This is a genomic window from Acinetobacter modestus (assembly GCF_014636095.1).
GTDB classification, from domain to species: Bacteria; Pseudomonadota; Gammaproteobacteria; order Pseudomonadales; family Moraxellaceae; genus Acinetobacter; species Acinetobacter modestus.
Genome location: NZ_BMDV01000001.1, coordinates 374610 through 394121 on the forward strand (window position 1 = coordinate 374610; position 19512 = coordinate 394121).

The 19512-nt window shown below is 37.2% G+C and carries 19 protein-coding genes; 7 read left to right on the plus strand and 12 right to left on the minus strand.

Annotated features, from left to right (window positions below):
• Positions 1–444 (minus strand): CoA-transferase (locus IEV17_RS01750; protein ID WP_188363573.1); only part of this gene is annotated, 444 nt, incomplete at its 3' end.
• 11 nt (positions 445–455) lie between these two features.
• Positions 456–1142, minus strand: a complete 687-nt coding sequence (locus IEV17_RS01755; RefSeq protein WP_004662710.1) for a 3-oxoacid CoA-transferase subunit A — start codon at positions 1140–1142, stop codon at positions 456–458.
• 246 nt (positions 1143–1388) lie between these two features.
• Between IEV17_RS01755 and pcaU the strand changes: the two genes are divergently transcribed.
• From pcaU to IEV17_RS01790, 7 genes are all read left to right on the plus strand, one after another.
• The gene (gene pcaU, locus IEV17_RS01760; protein WP_004662713.1) at positions 1389–2213 is read left to right on the plus strand and encodes an IclR family transcriptional regulator PcaU; all 825 of its coding nucleotides are present in this window, start codon (positions 1389–1391) and stop codon (positions 2211–2213) included.
• 378 nt (positions 2214–2591) lie between these two features.
• Entirely contained in the window at positions 2592–4277 is a 1686-nt protein-coding gene (gene aspT / locus IEV17_RS01765) for an aspartate-alanine antiporter (protein WP_004662714.1), read from the plus strand.
• Positions 4278–4333: 56 nt separating this feature from the next.
• Complete coding sequence (locus IEV17_RS01770) at positions 4334–5935, plus strand: bifunctional aspartate transaminase/aspartate 4-decarboxylase (protein ID WP_004662715.1); 1602 nt, start codon at positions 4334–4336, stop codon at positions 5933–5935.
• 173 nt (positions 5936–6108) lie between these two features.
• Positions 6109–6675 (plus strand): nuclear transport factor 2 family protein, encoded by a 567-nt coding sequence (locus tag IEV17_RS01775; RefSeq protein WP_004662718.1) that lies wholly within the window; start codon positions 6109–6111, stop codon positions 6673–6675.
• Between the two features lie 36 nt (positions 6676–6711).
• Positions 6712–7080 carry a hypothetical protein gene (locus tag IEV17_RS01780; RefSeq protein ID WP_004662719.1) on the plus strand — a complete coding sequence of 123 codons (369 nt, stop codon included), beginning with the start codon at positions 6712–6714 and terminating at the stop codon, positions 7078–7080.
• A 59-nt stretch (positions 7081–7139) separates the two neighbouring features.
• Positions 7140–7640, plus strand: a complete 501-nt coding sequence (locus IEV17_RS01785) for a chalcone isomerase family protein (protein WP_004662720.1) — start codon at positions 7140–7142, stop codon at positions 7638–7640.
• An 11-nt stretch (positions 7641–7651) separates the two neighbouring features.
• Positions 7652–8338 (plus strand): response regulator transcription factor, encoded by a 687-nt coding sequence (locus tag IEV17_RS01790; RefSeq protein WP_004662722.1) that lies wholly within the window; start codon positions 7652–7654, stop codon positions 8336–8338.
• A 5-nt stretch (positions 8339–8343) separates the two neighbouring features.
• On the opposite strand, the gene IEV17_RS01795 is transcribed toward IEV17_RS01790, so the two are convergent.
• From IEV17_RS01795 to IEV17_RS01840, 10 genes are all read right to left on the minus strand, one after another.
• Complete coding sequence (locus IEV17_RS01795) at positions 8344–9672, minus strand: sensor histidine kinase (RefSeq protein ID WP_004662725.1); 1329 nt, start codon at positions 9670–9672, stop codon at positions 8344–8346.
• A 30-nt stretch (positions 9673–9702) separates the two neighbouring features.
• Positions 9703–10752: an SAM-dependent methyltransferase gene (locus IEV17_RS01800; protein ID WP_004662728.1), complete on the minus strand. Its 1050-nt coding sequence runs from the start codon at positions 10750–10752 to the stop codon at positions 9703–9705.
• A gap of 8 nt (positions 10753–10760) precedes the next feature.
• Positions 10761–11540: a DUF1295 domain-containing protein gene (locus IEV17_RS01805; RefSeq protein ID WP_004662729.1), complete on the minus strand. Its 780-nt coding sequence runs from the start codon at positions 11538–11540 to the stop codon at positions 10761–10763.
• Positions 11541–11577: 37 nt separating this feature from the next.
• A complete protein-coding gene (locus tag IEV17_RS01810; protein WP_004662732.1) occupies positions 11578–12777 on the minus strand; it encodes an SAM-dependent methyltransferase in 1200 nt (399 codons plus the stop codon).
• Positions 12752–13567: a DUF1365 domain-containing protein gene (locus tag IEV17_RS01815; RefSeq protein ID WP_004662734.1), complete on the minus strand. Its 816-nt coding sequence runs from the start codon at positions 13565–13567 to the stop codon at positions 12752–12754. The genes IEV17_RS01810 and IEV17_RS01815 overlap by 26 nt, the downstream gene beginning before the upstream one ends.
• A 15-nt stretch (positions 13568–13582) precedes the next feature.
• Positions 13583–14857, minus strand: a complete 1275-nt coding sequence (locus tag IEV17_RS01820; RefSeq protein WP_004662735.1) for an NAD(P)/FAD-dependent oxidoreductase — start codon at positions 14855–14857, stop codon at positions 13583–13585.
• A complete protein-coding gene (locus IEV17_RS01825; protein ID WP_004662738.1) occupies positions 14857–15843 on the minus strand; it encodes an acyl-CoA desaturase in 987 nt (328 codons plus the stop codon). Before IEV17_RS01825 ends, IEV17_RS01820 begins: the two co-directional genes overlap by 1 nt.
• A gap of 224 nt (positions 15844–16067) precedes the next feature.
• Positions 16068–16871, minus strand: coding sequence for a sulfite exporter TauE/SafE family protein (locus IEV17_RS01830; protein WP_004662740.1), 804 nt, complete (start codon positions 16869–16871; stop codon positions 16068–16070).
• A 106-nt stretch (positions 16872–16977) separates the two neighbouring features.
• Complete coding sequence (locus IEV17_RS01835; RefSeq protein ID WP_004662741.1) at positions 16978–18636, minus strand: bifunctional protein tyrosine phosphatase family protein/NAD(P)/FAD-dependent oxidoreductase; 1659 nt, start codon at positions 18634–18636, stop codon at positions 16978–16980.
• A gap of 10 nt (positions 18637–18646) precedes the next feature.
• Positions 18647–19330 (minus strand): MBL fold metallo-hydrolase, encoded by a 684-nt coding sequence (locus IEV17_RS01840; protein ID WP_004662743.1) that lies wholly within the window; start codon positions 19328–19330, stop codon positions 18647–18649.
• Positions 19331–19512 lie beyond the last annotated feature (182 nt).

Genomic DNA, 19512 nt, shown 5'->3' on the forward strand with positions numbered 1-19512 from the left:
ATCGGTCGTGATAAAGACTTTCTTTGCACCTACAGCCAAATCCATTGCACCACCCACAGCAGGAATCGCATCGGCAGCACCTGTATGCCAATTGGCAAGATCACCGTTGGCTGCGACTTGGAATGCACCGAGTACCGCAATATCTAAATGACCCCCACGCATCATGGCAAAGGAATCCCCGTGATGGAAAAAACTTCCACCTGTCAGCATGGTGACGTATTCTTTGCCTGCATTAATTAGCTCAGGGTCTTCCTCACCTTTGGCGGGTGGTGGACCAAATGCCAACAAACCATTTTCAGAATGCAGAAAGACATCTTTATCTGCAGGTAAATAATTTGAAATCTTGGTGGGTAAGCCAATACCTAAATTGACATAAGCACCATCAGGAATATCTTGTGCAACGCGTTCAGCAATTTGGTCACGGCTGAGTTTTTGATAGCTCATTGTTATTCTCCTTATTGCGCAGCGACAGGTGATGTTGCTTTAACAGCAACCACATGCTGAACAAAAATCCCTGGGGTAATAATGTGTTCAGGATTAAGCTGACCGAGTTCAACCACTTCTGAGACTTGAGCGATGGTGACATCCGCAGCCATAGCCATGATCGGTCCAAAGTTACGTGCTGATTTATTAAAAACTAAATTGCCCCAACGATCGCCTTTGTGAGCTTTGATCAAGGCAAAGTCAGCTTTGATTGGATATTCAAGAACATAGTCTTTACCCTCGATATGACGAGTTTCTTTGCCTTCTGCCAATAATGTTCCAAAGCCAGTAGGCGTGAATACAGCACCTAAGCCCATACCCGCAGCTTGGATACGACAAGCGAGATTGCCTTGTGGCACAAGTTCTAATTCGATCTTGCCTGCATGGTAGAGTTCATCGAATACCCATGAATCAGATTGACGAGGGAATGAACAAATGATTTTACGGACTGCACCTGTTTTTAGGAGTTTGGCAAGACCATAGTCACCATTGCCTGCATTATTATTGACAATGACAAGGTCTTTGATGCCGAGTTCAATCAGACCATCGATGAGTTCTGCGGGCTGTCCTGCGGTTCCGAAGCCACCAATCATGATGGTTGAGCCATCCCTGATTTGGGAGAGAGCTTCAGTTAATGAGCTTGAACTTTTATCAATCATCTGACTACTTCCTGTACTATGAACCACTCAATCTTCATCCTGAAAACTGATGAAATTAAGCTGAGTGTTTTGTTCGGATTTCTTCTATTTATTTTTGATAAATTTTGATCTTAGTTCTATGCTTCAAAGTGTATTTTGTTCGATGATTGTTACTCATGTTCGATGATCGAACATTATCCAAGTAAAATAGTCTTCTTTAGATTAAAATAATGTTTAGAAAATAAATGCGGGATGGAAATCGAAATTATGGAAAATTCACAAAAGAAAAGTCTTCGCTTGATTCATCATACTGAGAACAAAAAAATCATTCGACATGAAGACTATATTGCGGGCATCGCTAAAGGTTTAAGTATTTTAGAATGTTTTGGACCAGATCGACATCGGCTTAATATTAGTACGGCAGCAGAAAAAACAGGGTTGACTCGTGCAGCAGCACGACGTCATTTACTTACCTTGGAATATTTAGGCTATTTAGATTTTGATGGTCATTATTATTATTTAACCCCTAAAATTCTAAAATTTTCAGGTGCTTATTTAGATGGCTCTCCTTTACCTAAAATTTGTCAGCCATTGCTCAATTTACTTACTAATCAAACCTCTCTGATTTATTCTGTTATGGTTCTAGATGGCTATGAAGCCATTACGATTGCGCGTAGTGCAGCACATCAACAAACAGATCGAGTAAATCCTTATGGATTACATTTAGGCAACCGCCTTCCCGCACATGCAACTTCAGCAGGTAAAATATTATTGGCACATCTAAATGCTGAAGAACAAAAACAGTGGTTAGAACAATACCCTTTAAAACGTTTAACTAAATATACGCATACGGATAGTGAAGTTTTCCTTTCATTATTACATGAAATTAAAGAACAAGATTGGTGCTATTCTTGTGAGGAACATGAACTAGGTGTACATGCGGTCGCTGTTCCGATTTACGATTCAAATGCAGATGTTGTTGCGGCATTAAATATTGTTTCACCAACAATGCGTACAACCAAAGATTATCTGATTACCCATATTTTACCGTTATTACAAGAAACTGCTCGAGATTTACGTCAAGTGATTTAATTTATAAAAAAAGCATTTCCTGAACATGGAAAATGCTTTTTAAAATATTACTAACTTAGATTAATTCTTATTTTTTGTGTAATCTCAAAATCAATTCATAATAATAAAACATGTTATTGATTATCAAAATTCTATAATTTATAGATAAAAATTTGTATCTTTAAGTAATTTTATTTTAACTTTCGTTAAAATTAAAACTTAACAACAACCATCTAGAATTTAAAAATTAATTAATTACAATCATTTAAATATCTATCAATTTAAAATACTAAAACCATCGTAATTGCACACATCAAATTCACATAGTATTTTAAAAACATGAAGAATAAATAAATTTTAAACCTAAAGGTAGATAAATAATAAAAGTGAGATCATAAAATGATTGAATGGTTACAGAATGAATTAAAGCATAGTCCTGAAATACTCTTATTCTTATCACTTGCAATAGGATTTTGGATCGGACAATTTCAATTCGGAAAGTTCCAGTTTGGCGGTGTTGCTGGCTCTCTTCTTGTTGCAGTTGTACTCAGTTTAATTGGTGTTCCTGTCGATAATGGTGTCAAAGCAATTCTCTTCGCACTCTTTATTTATGCCGTTGGTTTTGAAAGTGGCCCGCAGTTTTTTAAATCTCTTGGCCCACAGTCCATTAAAGAAATTTTACTAGCAGTATTTATGGCGGTGAGTGGCTTAATTACTGTACTGATTATGGCTAAAATCTTCCATCTTGATAAGGGATTAGCAGCAGGATTAGCCGCTGGTGGTATGACCCAATCTGCAATTATCGGTACTGCTGGAGATGCATTATCTCGCCTAGACCTCCCCTTAGCAGAAATTCAAAAACTGCAAGCAAATGTAGCAATTGGATATGCAGTTACTTATATTTTTGGCTCTCTTGGCGCGATCATTATTTGTGTAAATATCTTACCTAAATTTATGGGTCGAGAAATTCATGATGATGCATTAAAAGCTCAATCTGAACGCTTAAAAGGTGCTTTTGAACTCGCCCCTGGTCAAGAATTGGCGATGCCTGAAATCGTTGGACGAATTTATAAAGTTAAACAAGCCAGTGGTCAAACTATTGCTGAATTCGAAGCCCAAAAACCAAGTATTACGATTGAACGACTAAAGCGCAAAGATAAATTTATCGATGTATCTCCAGAGATTATTTTGCAAACTGACGACATTATTTTGATCGTTGGACGCAGGGCAAGCGTTGTTTCGGTTGCTGATCAAACGGGTACTGAACTCCAATCCTCTCAAGGAATGGAAATGATTATGGATACCACAGATGTCATCCTGAGAAACTCAAAATATATCAATCGTACACTAGGTGATATTAAAGCCAATACACCCGACTATTTAAAACATGGCATCTATGTACTTGGCATTAAACATAACGATGAAGTACAAATCTTAAATGATGAGACGATATTACGCCAAGGCGATGTGGTGACCGTTTACGGCACCAAAAGTGATCTTGAACGCTTAGTGAAAGAAGCTGGTAAAGCCTTACCTGAAAGCCTAAAAACTGACTGGATTTTTCACGGTGCAGGCTTGGTCGTTGGTCTACTGATTGGTTTATTTGTTATACGTATCGGTGACGTACCGTTAACACTTGGTGCAGGTGGTGGTGCCCTACTCTCGGGTCTTTTATTTGGTTGGTTACGTAGCAGAAATCAAGTCCACGGCAATATGCCTTTGGCGGCATCACAACTACTTAAAGATTTAGGTCTCGCAGGTTTCGTTGCGGCTGTCGGTCTTCAGTCAGGTTTACAAGCCATTCAGACAATTAAGGACAGTGGCCTATCACTCTTTATGATCGGGGTTGTCGTGACGCTGGTCCCACTCATTCTTTCAATGCTTTTTGCTCGGTATGTACTGCGTTATGACAATGTTGCTGTCATGGCTGGAGCATTATCAGGTTCACGTAGTGCTAATCCTGCATTTGGTGGCGTTTTAGATAAAGCAGGTAATTCAATTCCTACAGTTCCATTTGCAATTACGTATGCATTAGCCAATGTTTTTCTAACCTTGCTTGGTCCACTGATCGTGGGTTTAGCTTAAATAAATTGATGATAAAAAATAATTCATCAGCTTTACTATAATGAAGGAGACTTCCCATGGGGAATATTGATTACTCTAAATACGCAAAACTTAGTCCATTTGAATTGAAAGACAATCTCATTGAATTAGCACAAAGTAGAACCGACAGACTCATGCTTAATGCAGGACGAGGAAATCCGAATTTTTTAGCCACAATTCCTCGCAGAGCATTTTTCCAATTAGGTTTATTTTCAACAACAGAGTCAGAATTTTCCTTTTCTTATATGCCTGAAGGCTTAGGTGGTTTCCCCCGTCCTGTCGGTTTACAGTCTCGCTTTGATAACTTTGTAATGCAAAATAGAGATAAACCAGGGGTAGTATTTTTAGGAAAAGCAATTTCTTATGTTAGAGATCAACTCGGTTTAGACCCTGATGCATTTTTGCTTGAGATGGTTGAAGGTATTTTAGGGTGTAATTATCCTGTGCCAGATCGTATGCTTCGACTCAGTGAAACGATTATCAAGGAATACATTTTACGTGAAATGGGCGTGCAAGGTATGCCTAAAGAGAATGTAGATCTGTTTGCAGTTGAGGGTGGAACAGCTGCAATGGCTTATATTTTCAACTCATTGAAAGAAAATAAAATTATTGCAACTGGTGATCGAATTGCAATTGGTGCACCTATTTTTACACCTTATCTCGAAATTCCTAAACTTAACGATTATCAACTGGAAGAAGTATTGATCGAAGCCGATCCAACACTTGGTTGGCAATATCCAGAATCAGAATTACGCAAATTAGAAGACCCTTCAATTAAAGCATTTTTTCTAGTGAATCCAAGTAATCCACCATCAGTAAAAATGAGTGATGAAGGGTTAGCCATTTTAGCAGATATTGTAAAAAAACGCCCTGATCTAATTATTTTGACTGATGATGTATATGGCACATTTGCAGATAATTTCAAATCATTATTTGCAATCTGCCCAGATAATACCATCCTCGTGTATTCATTCTCTAAATACTTTGGAGCAACAGGTTGGCGACTTGGTGTCATTGCGTTGAGTAACAATAATATTTTGGATCAAAAAATAGCTGCTCTCTCTAAAAAAGATAAAAAAGAGCTAGAAGAACGATATTCTTCATTAACAACTGATCCAAGTAATATCAAATTTATTGATCGCCTCGTTGCAGACAGTCGTAATGTTGCATTGAATCATACGGCGGGCTTATCTACCCCTCAACAAGTGCAAATGGTTTTATTCGCATTATTCAATTTAATGGATTCACGTCAAAGCTATAAAAAAGCGGTTAAATCTGTAGTACGTGAGCGTGATGCAGCCTTATATCGACAATTAGGCGTTGATGTTCCACAAGATCCAAATGCGGTCGATTACTATACCTTGGTGAATTTAGAAAATACTTCGCGCACCTTATATGGTGACGAATTTGCAGATTGGGTAATGAAAAATAAAAATCCAACTGAATTATTGTTCCGTGTAGCAGACGAAACAGGGGTTGTACTACTTCCTGGATCAGGTTTTGGTGTACAACATCCTTCTGCACGTGCGTCTTTAGCTAATTTAAATGAATTTCAATACGCAGCCATCGGAGATTCATTAAGACGTTTTGCTGAAGAAGCTTATCAAGAATATTTAAAGTCAAAAAAAGCGAAAAAATAATATTTCTTCGCTAAATCTTCAGTCTACTCAATCTATAAAGCCACGATGTTATCTCGTGGCTTTATTTTTTAAAACAGGTTCATGTCAACACGCTCATGTAATATCGATCTAGTTCACATCAGATTCACATAACGCGCTCTAAGCTATTTATAAAATGAAATGAGTTTACGAGCATGGCATTTCTACGAACTTTAGCCGTTTCAACATTAGCCTTATTTTCCCTAGCTTCGTGTAAAAGTATACCGAGCTATTCATCTGACTATACCAAAGCAAGTAAAGAAATCTCAGGCATTGCTTTGACACAAGAACAAGCGACTGAAATCGGTAAGCGCTTTACTTCAGCATTTAATACACTAGGAACACCAAGTTTTATTAAAAACGCAAGCCAACTATATGCTGATGATCTATACATTAATGACACCTTATCCCAGTTTTCGAACAAACAAGATTTGGTAAAACATTTTTCAGGTATGAATGAGCATGTAAGTAACGTCAATGTCAAACTTATTAGTGCCATTTATCAAAAAGATTCAGCCTATATACATTGGTATATGGCTTATGATTTTAAAATGTTTGGTCGCAGTAAAACTATGGCATCGTATGGCATAAGTGAAATCAAGATCAATGCCTCTAACAAAATTGTTTTTCAACAAGACTATTGGGACCCTGCCAATGGCTTATATCGTTCTTTACCTTATATCGGAAGAGCCTATTCTTTGATTCTACCATTCAAAAAATAGTTTAAAATTCAGCAACCAAAAATATAGAAAAAAATTATGGACGATAATTTCTTATTAAATCAATTTAGCCATATTGATGGTTTAATTGTTTTGGCTTTGATCGATATTGACGATGGCGCTATTTTAGAATCGATTGGAGATCATTATTTTAATATTGATATTGCTGCCCTAGAAATGGCAAATATATTTAATATTCAAAGAGAATTAGCTCAACAGCTTGATGAAATGGATTATCTTGAAGGCATATTGATTAGCTTACAAAATCAATATCACATTATCATGCCGCTCGAGAGTAACCAAAATTTGTTCTTGTATAGTGTTTTAGATCGTGATTCCAGTAATCTGGCTTATGCACGCCATGAAATTCAAAGAATTGAAAGAAATCTTATTTTTTATGCCTATTAAAAATATATCTTATTAAATAAGCTTTGAATTGAGTATTTCTTTGCACAATGGAGCTAAAAATGAATTCTAATTTAAACAAGAAAATATTTTTATTTTGTGCCATTAACTTATTAGTAGGTATTCATGTAGTTCATGCAAATGTTCAAACTTGTCAGAATGCCCCACTAATCGTTACGGGAAAAGTTATTGGTTCAGTGACATACTTTGCAGAGGATTGTAAAAAAAACTGGGAAAACCAAAACATACGCCTAGACTTTTCTTATCGTCAAAACATTCCTGAATGGGCATTTAAACGCGCGGCAACTCATTTCCTTAAGAAAAATATTGCGGACTTCTCATATAATTCACCACTGAATAACATCACAGAATTATATCATCCTGTAAAAAAAGGTGATCTCTATAGCCTCAGCTACAATCAAAATAGCAATACACTTACATTATCTTTAAATCAAAAGACTCTCGGTGCGATTACAGATAAAAAAGCAAATCAGTATTTTAAAATTTGGTTTGGAAGTTCACCTTTTAATGCTAAATTAAAACAACAATTACTTAATCCATAGTGGATATTATTATGAGCAATCAATTTATCCTGATGGTTGAAGACCACTATGAACTTGCGGCAACTGTATGTGAGTTTTTAGAGGAACATGGTTTTGTAATTGATCATGCGCGTAACTTGGATGCTGCACGTAATTTTCTTAAAACACAGGCTTATCATCTGCTTTTATTAGACATAAACTTACCTGATGGCTCTGGTTATGATTTATGTGAATGGTTAAGAACAGACCAAGGTATGGATATTCCTGTGCTTATGCTTACCGCTCGTGACACCTTAGATGATAAATTGAAAGGTTTTGTTGCAGGCACAGATGACTATCTAGTTAAACCTTTTGATTTCAATGAATTAGTCATGCGTATTCGTGCCCTAATTAAACGTTCATTAGGCGAAGTTTCCAAAAATAAAATTCAAATTCATGACTTAATTTTAGATAGCTCCACACAAACTATTATTCGTGCAGGACTACACATCGAATTGCCACGCATTCAATTTAAATTACTTAAAATTTTAATGAGAAACTCACCAAGAGTAATAACCAAACAAGAAATTATTATTGAGCTTTGGGGTGATGAAGAGCCTGAAAGCGATGCTTTACGTAGTCATATTTATAATTTACGTAAAATGGTGGATAAACCTTTTCAACAGAAACTCATTCATACGATTTCGGGTGTTGGTTTAAAAATCGCAATTGAGGATTAAGTGCTTTAATTCATATATACAACAACAATTAATCCTGTTGTATTCGGCAGTTCAAGTTCAGTATGTGTATTTAAATAATATTGACGATCGAACAACTCAACTCTCCAGCCCAGTTGCATACATAGTTTTTCTACTAACTGTAGCCCTATGCCATGTCCTTTAGGGTTGAGTTTTAGCTGACTGCGACTTAATTCTCGGACTTTTAATTCATCTGGTAGGCTAATTCCAATGCCGTTATCAGCAATGATAATGCTATTTTTCTGTTGAATAATATGAATACTTGAGCCCTGAGAATAATTTAGCGCATTACGCAAAATATTGCTCAACACCATTTTTGTCATCGATGAATATAATAAACGTGTTGATTCTGAATCATCATACTGCACCAAGATTTCTATCCCTTTACTTTGGCTCACCATATCTAAATCGTGAACGAGATCAGTAATAATGACAGATAATCGAGTTTGCTCGGCATTTAGGTTATTGGTCGTGTTACGTGCAATTGCAAGTAAAGTATCTACGAGTAATTGCATGTCTTCAATGGTATTTGCTATACGGTTCAATGATTTATCATTACCATATCTTGCTTGGCAGATTTGGACATTACCTTTCAAAATCGTCAAAGGCGTACGTAATTCGTGACTAACGTCCCCTGTAAACTCGCGTTCACGATGAATAAATTCACTCAGTACTTCATGGTACTTTTCTAATGCCTGTTTTAGATATTCTGCTTCCAAATTGCCATTGGTACTAATATCTTGAAATGGAGAAGCTTCTTTGTTTTGATGAACCCAGTCTATTTGTTCTAGCGCATTTGCAAGACGGGTAATCGGTGAAAAATAACGTTTCGCACGGCGATTTGACCACCATAAAATGCTATACAGCACGATCAAACTAAACATTAATGGCGCAAGACCAAACATCCAAACAATTTTATTGACGTTACTTTCACCAAATACCAACAACACATGCTGTCCATTGCGTTCGCCATAAACAGTCATACGATCTTTGCCATCTACAAAAATACGATGCACGCCTTGCTGTAAAGTCAAATCACGAAATGGTTGCGGAGGCTTGTTTGATGACCATCGATAACCATATAAATTTTTAGTGTCTGGAAGATCGGCATTTGGATTACGATCAACACGTATCCAATAATGTTCCATTTCTTGTTCAAGCGCAGTTTTGAGTAATGAACCTTTAATCACCCATGCACTACAAGCAATACCAATAATAATTGAAAGTGCGATCAGCCCGATCTGCAACCAATAATAGCGATTAAACATCTCACCGAGTGGATGATTATTTCCGTCATTTTGTTTCGATCTAAACATTGGCTGATCTACTTACAGAGTTATCTTTAATTATACGACTTTCTTTTTAAACAGGAAGTGACCGACAACCCACTCTTGCCCTTGTTCAAACCCAAATAATTCTGCACAAGCCATAAAGAAAATACGCCAACGTTGCCACCATGCTTCTGCATCTTGAGCGTAAACTTGTTCAAAAAGTGGTTTTAATTGTTCGACATTGCGATCCATATTTTCTAACCAAGCATTCGCGGTTTTCTCGTAATGAGTACCCGACCATTGCCAATGTTTAGATAGTTCTAAATGCTCTTGAAAATGTAAAAATGTTGAACTGGCTGGCATCAAACCACCTGTAAAGAAGTAGCGTGACATCCAATCATATTCACTTTTAATCTCAAATGGATAATGTAAGAAACGATGACAAAAAATATGACACCACAACATCCCATCCGCTTTGAGCCAAGACTGAATTTTCTCAAAAAGTTTTTGATAGTTTCGAACATGTTCAAACATTTCAACCGAAACCACACGATCAAAAGTATTCGCTTTTAACTCGAGCACATTAACATCACAGGTTAGGATTTCTACGTTGTTTAGACCACGCTTTTGAGCTTCTGCAAGAATATGTTGGCGTTGAGTAGCTGAATTAGACACTCCAGTAATTTTTGCATTTGGATAACGCTCTGCCATCCATAAGGTAAATGATCCCCACCCACAGCCTAACTCTAAAATTTGTTGACCATCATGTAATTGAGCTCGATCACTATATATCTGTAGTGCAAACTCTTCAGCTTCATCCAAATTTGTTCGATCATGGGGAAAGAAACATGCACTATATTTCAAACGTTTTCCTAGAACCGCCTGAAAGAATGCTGTAGGTAATTCATAATGCTGCTCGTTGGCTTTGTCCGTTTCGATCGCAATTTCACTGTGCTTTAACATATTAAGCACATCCATATAGCGCTGAGCACCTTGTTCAGGGTCATAACGCCCTTCTTGAATCAAACGCTTTTTACTCAATGCACGGATGGCTGCACGAATCGCTTGATCAGGAACTAAACCGCTTTCGACGAGTTTTAAAGATTTTTGAATAATAAAGTCCATGTGCGTACCTACTCTTTGGGTTTCCACGGAATAAAGATAGAAGTTCGTTTTTGATAATCGAGATAATTTTGACCGCGATTTTTTAATGCTTGTTGTTCACTAAATGGAATACCTGTGATGTAGTACAAAAACAACCACATCAACACTGGATAAATCCACAAGCTATATAATCCTGCTGCTAATCCAATGGTTGGATAAGCAAACCAATGCAACCATTCAAAGAAATAGTTTGGGTGACGTGAATATCTCCATAGACCTTGATCCATTGTTTTACCATGGTTTTTCACATTTTCTTTAAAGCGGTAAAGCTGTTGATCAGCAATTACTTCTCCAATAAATGCGATCACCATAATCATTCCAGCAATAATCAAATAATCATTGGTATCTATGCTCCAAGACATGCTTGGTACATTCAATAAACACCACATTGGAAGACTAAATAAGATGGCCAATCCTGCCTGAAACATGAAAAAAGCAAAGAAACCTAAATGTTGATATTTTCCCATCGCCCTACGCATATTGGCGTATCGTCTATCTTCCTCATGTTCAGCCAGATAACGTCGAAACAAGTGCAAGCTCAATCGTAAAAACCAAATCGAACTGAACATTCCAATAAATAATCTGACGTACAATGGTGCAACATCAATAATTAATGCTGTCAGAGCAGTATTTAAAAAAATACAAAAGCTCCAAGCGACATCTACAATACCTGCTCGATGATTAGAGGTTGCCCACAACCAACAGAGTGACATTACTACGGCATCAATTAAAAATAATTGCCACAACATAACCACCTCCTTGATGCATTAAAAAATCATGGATTTTTTAATAAGGGCTTGCTTCAAATAGAAGATGCACATCACTGATCACCCCTTCTTTAAAGCCACCTTCGCAATAACAGAGATAGAAATCCCACATCCGAATAAAGTTTTCATCAAATCCTAAAGCCAAAACGTGTGCTTTAGCATTTAAGAAACGCTCACGCCATTGATGAATCGTTTCTGCATAGCTCAAGCCAATATCTTCAAGGTGTTTCAAACGCAACTGTTGTTCAGATGCTGCTTGAGTTAAAACGCTGATACACGGAATAAAACTACCTGGGAAAATATAGCGTTTAATATAATCCACGGTATTCAACGCTTTTTTATAACGTGCATCTTCAATCGTGATAGCTTGAATCAATCCCAAACTGTTCGGTTTTAATAAAGATCGACATTTATTGAAATAAGTCGATAAATATTGCTCACCTACAGCTTCGATCATTTCGATCGAAACCAACTTATCGAATTTTCCTTCTAATAATCGGTAATCTTTGAGTTGAACATTGACACGATGACTAAGGCCCGCATCTGCGATACGTTTGGTTGCTTCATCGTATTGTGCTTGAGAAATCGTAATCGTAGTCACTTTACAGCCATAATGCTGAGCAGCGTAGATCGCAAAACCGCCCCAACCGCTCCCAATCTCAACCAAGTGATCCATAGGTTTAAGCTGTAACTTCTGACAAATCAGTTCTTTTTTATAATCCGATGCTTCTTCTAAAGTCATATCTTTGTGCTTATACACAGCACTTGAATACATCATTGAAGAATCAAGAAAGAGTTTGAAAAAATCGTTACTCAGATCGTAGTGCTCTGCAATATTTTTACGACTACCAGATAACGAGTTCTTACGGGTTTTATACCAAGCTTTTAACAACAACTGACTGGCTTGAGAAATCACATTTTGATTAATTTTATCGAGCACATGGCGATTTCTTGCTAGAATCTGAATCACTTCAACAAGATGCTCAGTACTCCAATAACCACGAATATAACCTTCAGCTGCACCAAGTACACCGTTTTTAAAAATGAGATCAATCAATTCTTTATTATGAATCTCTATCGTCGCTTCTAAATCAGAAACCTCACCCACGGTACCATTCCATTCTCCACGAAAATGAATTTGTCCATGACGAAGTTTTAGCAAGCTTCGAAGAACCAAAGGCAGTGAATCCTGTTCACCGAAAATAAGCGTTTTCATCATGTTGTTTTAAATCCTTATCTTTTTTTGGGTGCCGATAAAATGGAACTTTCTTTCGCCATAGATGAAAAGCTTGAACGTAGATCGAAGCTAACATCTTGAAAGGTTCAAGGATATGATGAATAGCATAACGATTCAGTTGTGAAGGAACTGTGATGCTGGTTAACGTGAAACGCATCGTTGCATCAAAGATAAATTTATCTGATTGATAAAGCTGCATATGAATCACATTTTGTTCATCTGAAAAGTTAAATCGCCATTTGTACTGAATATCCATTGGCATAAATGGTGAAACATGAAAACTCTTTTCAAATTCGAACTCATAACTTTTAAAATGACTGTGCTCTTTTAATTTTTGACGGCAGTCATGCACATAAACTTTACGTTCATTCCAAGGGGTATTGGTAATTTCACTCAATACGAAAACAGGTTGTTTTTGAGGATTGAGTACAAAATAAAAGATAACGGAATTAAAACTAAATCCTAAAGTTCTTGGCAAAGCGAGGACACGAATTTCTGATTGTGTCGACAAAATCGTATCCACTTGCTGCAAAAGAATTTTCTTAATTCGTTCTCTGATCGAACCTGTATAGCCTTTTAGAAAATCATTTTCATAGAGATTTAAGATATTCCAACGCGAAGTAGAACAAAGCCATGAACGATCTAGGTTCTGATCAATACGATCTGGATCAAAACATAAATAGCTCAAACTAGACTCAAAATCGTGTGCTTTAGGATAAAAACGCCGATGTCTAATCTGAGCTTTGGCTATGGAAAGTGAATCTTCAAACATGTGATCACCTCCAAATTAGTCGTTCAATTTTAATAGTTCATCGACTACACGTTGAGCACTTCTCGCCCCATCTTCATGAAACCCCCAACCCCAATATGCTCCACAGAATGAACTGCGGTTTTGACCATCGATCAAATCCCAACGCGCCTGTGACTCAATTGCTTTCTTATCAAAAACAGGATGTCGATAACGACGTTCGACATAAATCTTATCTTTTGCGATAGGCATATTCGGATTGAGTGTAGAAAAGATCTGAGTTTTACACGGTAGCTTCTGCAAGCTGTTCATCCAGTAAGTAAATCCATAGTGTAATTGATGGGCTTTGCTATTTTTTTGAGGTTTCTCTTGAGCAGTGACATGCACATGCCAACTCGCCCATTGAGACTGACGCTTCGGCATAATCGAAGTATCACGATGTACTACCATAAAGTTATCTTGATAATCAAAACAACCTAATACTTCTCGCTCATCTGCCGAAGGATTTTGAATAAGCTTTAACGTATCATCAGCATGACTCGCAAACACAACCCAATCAAAAGTTTCTTGTTCTTGATTCGTGACAATATGAACTAAATCATTTTCACGAATCACTTGTTGAACTTGCGTTTTTTTCCAAATAATTGATGGACAAGCTTTTTGAATCGCTCGTATATAAGAAGCTGAACCACCTTTGACCGTCTGCCATTGAGGGCGGTCTTCCAATTGCAACATACGATGATGTTGAAAAAAGCTTACGACAAACTTATAGGGAATATTTCCAACTTGATCCACTGGGCTTGACCACAATGCACCACACATTGGGTATAAATGTTCTTGGCGAAATACCTCTGAATAATCATTTTGATTCAGATAGTTTTCGATACTCAGTTCAGCGTTGCACTGATCTAACTGAATATCTTTGTTGTCTTGATAAAAACGAATCAAGTCGGACAGCATGATCCGAAATTTCTTATTTAAAAAATTCTGAGGTCGCGTTAATAGTGACCATTTTTTTGATGGATTATATTGAAGCCCTGTCACTTGATTGTTGACCGAAAAGCTCATATCACTATTCTGTGCTTCTACAGCTAATTCGGCAAGCATGGCACTAAATAGAGGATAATTATAATCATTGAATACAATAAAACCGCTATCTACAGCAACGTTTTTACGTTCAATCCAAAAATCATGTGTATCCGTATGTCCGCCGAAATAATGTTCTTTCTCAAAGATTGTGACTTCATGCTGCTTTGATAATTTCCATGCAGCATATATACCTGAAATACCAGAGCCTACGATTGCAATCTTCATCAAGACTCCTCGCTTTGAATTTTACTTGTGTTTATTTTGAGATTTAATTGATGACTTTTATGGGTATCATAAATACGTTGTGGTACAGGTTTAATTCCCCAAATCAAACCCCAAAAAGACATCATTTTTAAAATGTAATAAGTAATGTCGATTTGCCACCAGAAGAAACCTTGCCGAGTACTCCCAGCATAATAATGATGGTTGTTATGCCAGCCCTCACCCAATGTAATAATCGATAAAAATAAATTATTTCGGCTGTTATCCTTCGTCTCGAAGTCTCGACTACCATATAAATGCGCAAGTGAATTGATACATAAAGTCGCATGAATCAGCAAAACAGTTGAAATCACAAATCCCCATACCAATAGCTGTAAGCCTGAAGTACCTAAACTCGGATAAGCAATACTCAACCACTCACCTAAACCATAAATTGCAAAAGCAGTGAACAAGACCACAGGTAAACTAAAACGATCTAACCAAACAATTTCAGGAAACTTTAGCCAGTCTTTAATGACTTCTTTTCGTGTAGAAAAATTCTGTTCATTTAAAAACCATCCGATATGACTGTACCAAAATCCATGTGTAGATGAATGTGGATCGTGATCTGTGTCAGTAAAACGATGATGATAACGATGATGAGCTGCCCACCATAAAGGCCCTCGCTGTGCACTCATGGTTCCGATCAACACAAAAAAGAATTGTATTGAACGCGAAGTTTGAAAGGTTTTATGCGAAAGATAACGATGAAAAAAAGCAGTGATCGCAAACATACGAATAAAATAAAAAAACAGCATGAATGCGATAGCAAACCAAGATACACCCACCCAAAAAACTGCAAGACAAGCGATATGCAGCAAAATGAATGGTAAGATTCTAAACCACTGAATCTTGGTATCTTTTGAGCTTTCTTGAAAGGGAATATGCTGTTTATCTAAAGTATCAGTCAGTGACCAACTATCCATCCATCGCAGAAAAAATTTAAACATTGATTCTTCCTGACCCAATCTCTTTTTATATTTATAATATTAATAGAAATCATATGAAGTTTATGTGAAGCATCGTTTTAGGCATGCTAGTGAACTCTTAGCATCATAATACAAAATTACATAGGAAACATAAATTTATGTATCTTTTAACCTAAACTCAAAACCTTATCGCTTGAGTCTAGGTTCAGTTTTGGAAACTAAAAATCAAATAGATAACAATATAATTAAAGTGAAATCATGGGCAAGATTTTCGATACGCTTGAAATCACCAAATAAATGGCAACACAAATTACCACTACAGCAAATACCTTTTGTACCGTTTTGATATCAATCAGGCTGATTAATCTTCTGCCAATTAACATGCCGATAATACAAGCCACAACAAAGCTAACAGTTACAGCGATTGGGTACTGAAAGCCATCTATAATGTGTATTGAAATACTTACACCACCAATTAAGAAAATGATCATCAGTGACGTTGCAACGATACTACGCATATCTAGATCAGTAACTTTACGCAAAGCTGGCACAATCACGAAACCGCCACCAACCCCTAATAATCCAGTTAATAGACCTGCAATCACACCGATAATACCCAATACTGAAGCAGTTTTAACATTCCAAATCAGTTGCCCTGTTGATTGATTCACCTTACACGGCGGATCTTCAAAATCATTCACCTTATTGAAAAAAATACGATAGGCCACAATCATCATCACGATACTAAAACCAAGGCTTAACCAAACTGGGGAAATAATACTGGCAAGATGAATCCCGTAACGTGCTGATGGCAAGCTGATTAAAGCGATCCATATCGCGGCACGATAACGTACGATTTTCTTGAATAAGCCTTGAACCATGCCAACAAATGCAGAAAGTGTTACTGCCAACAAACCTACTGGTGCAGCTTGAGACACTGTCCATCCTTGACTCGCCATCAATGCTGGTACAGCCAAAATACCGCCACCTGCACCTGTCAATCCAAGTAAACATCCGATCGCAAGACCTTCTAAGACTAATAACCACATGATATGCAATGTCCTCGTACAAGGATGAACCCATTTCCGGAGAAAATACTGTCCTAACTCAGCTCTGAATCAGGACTAAGTATTTGATTTATTTAAGCTGAATAAATTAAAGTTTTGGCTTCACCAGCCATTCACGACCTTTGAGCATTCCATCCCAATACATCGGCGGTAGAATTTGCTCTTTTAACAACCATGCAAGCTGTGAAGGTTTTTGCCCATCGAGCAACCACTTAGGGAAACTAGGTAACAGTTTTCCGCCATAACCAAATTCTGCCAACACAATCTTTCCACGCTCAACTGTGAGCGGACAAGATCCATAACCGTCATATTGCACAAAATTCTGATTGCCTTTTAAGTACTGCAATACATTCACTGCAACAATAGGTGCTTGCTTTCGTGCTGCTGCTGCCGTTTTTGCATTGGGTGCATTAGTAACATCACCCAAAGCAAAGATGTAAGGATACTTGCTATGCTGTAAGGTATGCTGATCAACACTGACCCAGCCTGCCGCATCAACCAAGTTACTTGCTCGAATAAAATCAGGTGCTTGCTGCGGAGGAACAACATGAATCATGTCGAAATCAGTTTCAATCACTGAAGTATTTTCCCCTTCACTGACTTTAAACCAAGCTCGCTTTTGGTTTCCATCAACTTTAATCAATTGATGATTAAAGTTTAAATTGGCATTGTAACGTTTAATATATTCCATCAAAGCTGGAACATAAGCTTGTACGCCAAATAACACCGCACCTGTATTATAAAAATCAATTTCAATATCTTTTAATACACCTTGTTTTTGCCAATAATCAGCTGACAAATACATTGCTTTTTGTGGAGCACCAGCACATTTAATTGGCATTGGTGGCTGTGTAAAAACAGCTTTACCCTGTTTCATATTACGAACCAAGTCCCACGTATAGGGCGCAAGATCATAACGATAGTTTGAAGTCACACCATTTTTACCTAGCGTTTCAACTAAACCCTCTATTCCATGCCAATTTAATTTTAAGCCCGGACAGACAACCAATACTTCATAGTTAATCGGCTTACATCCCTCTAATAAAACTTGTTTATTATCAGGATCAAAAGCTGCAACAGCTGCCTTTATCCAATGCACCTGTTTAGGAATCAGACTCGCCATTGTTCTTACGGTTTTTTCAGGAGCGAATATCCCACCGCCCACCATCGTCCATCCCGGTTGGTAGTAATGAATTTCAGCAGGATCAATCACGGCAATATCTAAATTCGATTGACGAGATAACAAACTCGATGCTACTGAAATACCCGCCGCACCCCCACCCACAATCACCACAGAAAAAGTCGGTATATTGTTTAACTGAGTTGGATTTTGCTTCAAAATTCGAGGAACTAAACCTTGTAAATCGTAGCCCAGTGATTTTGACTGCAACAACATCTGATCAATGGTAAGTTCAGCCACTTGAGACAGGGCCCATAAGGTAATTGATCGAGTTCCAGAACGGCAAAATGCTAGTACAGGTTTTTTGGATTTTTGATAAAGTGACTTAAATTCAATTGCTTGTTCATCTGTCACCCGCCCACTTACAACAGGTAAATATTCCAATTGGATACCATGGCGTATTGCAGCTTCTTGGATCTCAATGATATTTGGCTGGTCGACACCTTCACCATCAGGGCGATTACAAATAATCGTTTTGATTCCCTTGGCTGCAATTTCAACCAAATCAGATTGATTGATCTGCGCAGATACCCAAAATTCAGGGTTAACTTGTTTTAAGTCACTCACAACTTTCCCCTTATTTCCCACACGCTTTATTGGCAGGTAGGGCTATATCAATCTTTTTAGGATATGGAAGATCAAGATTTTTCATAATTTCTACAAAATCTTGTTTGCTACGTCCATGACCTAAACGAGAGTTCGATTCACGCTCATGCCCTACAGTTGAAGACAAACGACCTTTATAATCATGTCCCGGGTAAACGATCGTGTCGTCAGGTAAAGTGAATATCTGTTGGTGGATACTGTCGTATAAGGTTTCAGCATTTCCTTCTTGGAAATCAGTACGACCACAACCATCTATCAGTAATGCATCGCCTGTAAACACCATATTGTCAATGACATAGCTTGTGCAGGCATTAGTATGTCCAGGGGTATAACGTGCTTCTATTAAGAATTCACCAACACGTATCGCACTGCGGTCAGTGATAAAAATATCGCCGCAATCTACACCCGAATTACGATGTAAAACTGTTTTACAGCCAAAACGTGCTCTGAGTAAATTTGCAGCCGTAACGTGATCTGCATGAACATGCGTATCTAAGCTGTAAACTAACTTGAGATTCAACTGATTCAACATTTGTTCATAACTTTCTATTTCAGAAGCAACTGGATCAATCAGCACCGCTTCACGTGTTTGTTCAGATGCAACCAAATAAGTATAAGTTGAACTTTCTTTTTCAAAAAATTGATGGAATATCATTTCAATTTGTCTCGATATGCTTGGTTATATTCTTATTTTGCAAACTAAGTGCCAACTTTATGCAATATAAATTATATTCAAATAAAACAATATATTAATTAATAATATTTAATTTTAAACAAAATCACCATTTCATTAATGTTGCATAATATGTTTCAATTGTTTCAAATGAAAAACATACG

Excerpts from the sequence above, each read along its gene's own strand:
- IEV17_RS01775 (WP_004662718.1), top strand. The coding sequence starts at position 6,109 with ATGGCATTTCTACGAACTTTAGCCGTTTCAACATTAGCCTTATTTTCC.
- IEV17_RS01790 (WP_004662722.1), top strand. The coding sequence starts at position 7,652 with ATGAGCAATCAATTTATCCTGATGGTTGAAGACCACTATGAACTTGCG.
- aspT (WP_004662714.1), top strand. The coding sequence starts at position 2,592 with ATGATTGAATGGTTACAGAATGAATTAAAGCATAGTCCTGAAATACTC.
- pcaU (WP_004662713.1), top strand. The coding sequence starts at position 1,389 with ATGGAAAATTCACAAAAGAAAAGTCTTCGCTTGATTCATCATACTGAG.
- IEV17_RS01825 (WP_004662738.1), bottom strand. The coding sequence starts at position 15,843 with ATGTTTAAATTTTTTCTGCGATGGATGGATAGTTGGTCACTGACTGAT.
- IEV17_RS01795 (WP_004662725.1), bottom strand. The coding sequence starts at position 9,672 with ATGTTTAGATCGAAACAAAATGACGGAAATAATCATCCACTCGGTGAG.
- IEV17_RS01840 (WP_004662743.1), bottom strand. The coding sequence starts at position 19,330 with ATGATATTCCATCAATTTTTTGAAAAAGAAAGTTCAACTTATACTTAT.
- IEV17_RS01800 (WP_004662728.1), bottom strand. The coding sequence starts at position 10,752 with ATGGACTTTATTATTCAAAAATCTTTAAAACTCGTCGAAAGCGGTTTA.
- IEV17_RS01785 (WP_004662720.1), top strand. The coding sequence starts at position 7,140 with ATGAATTCTAATTTAAACAAGAAAATATTTTTATTTTGTGCCATTAAC.
- IEV17_RS01770 (WP_004662715.1), top strand. The coding sequence starts at position 4,334 with ATGGGGAATATTGATTACTCTAAATACGCAAAACTTAGTCCATTTGAA.
- IEV17_RS01820 (WP_004662735.1), bottom strand. The coding sequence starts at position 14,857 with ATGAAGATTGCAATCGTAGGCTCTGGTATTTCAGGTATATATGCTGCA.
- IEV17_RS01805 (WP_004662729.1), bottom strand. The coding sequence starts at position 11,540 with ATGTTGTGGCAATTATTTTTAATTGATGCCGTAGTAATGTCACTCTGT.
- IEV17_RS01810 (WP_004662732.1), bottom strand. The coding sequence starts at position 12,777 with ATGATGAAAACGCTTATTTTCGGTGAACAGGATTCACTGCCTTTGGTT.
- IEV17_RS01830 (WP_004662740.1), bottom strand. The coding sequence starts at position 16,871 with ATGTGGTTATTAGTCTTAGAAGGTCTTGCGATCGGATGTTTACTTGGA.
- IEV17_RS01780 (WP_004662719.1), top strand. The coding sequence starts at position 6,712 with ATGGACGATAATTTCTTATTAAATCAATTTAGCCATATTGATGGTTTA.
- IEV17_RS01815 (WP_004662734.1), bottom strand. The coding sequence starts at position 13,567 with ATGTTTGAAGATTCACTTTCCATAGCCAAAGCTCAGATTAGACATCGG.
- IEV17_RS01755 (WP_004662710.1), bottom strand. The coding sequence starts at position 1,142 with ATGATTGATAAAAGTTCAAGCTCATTAACTGAAGCTCTCTCCCAAATC.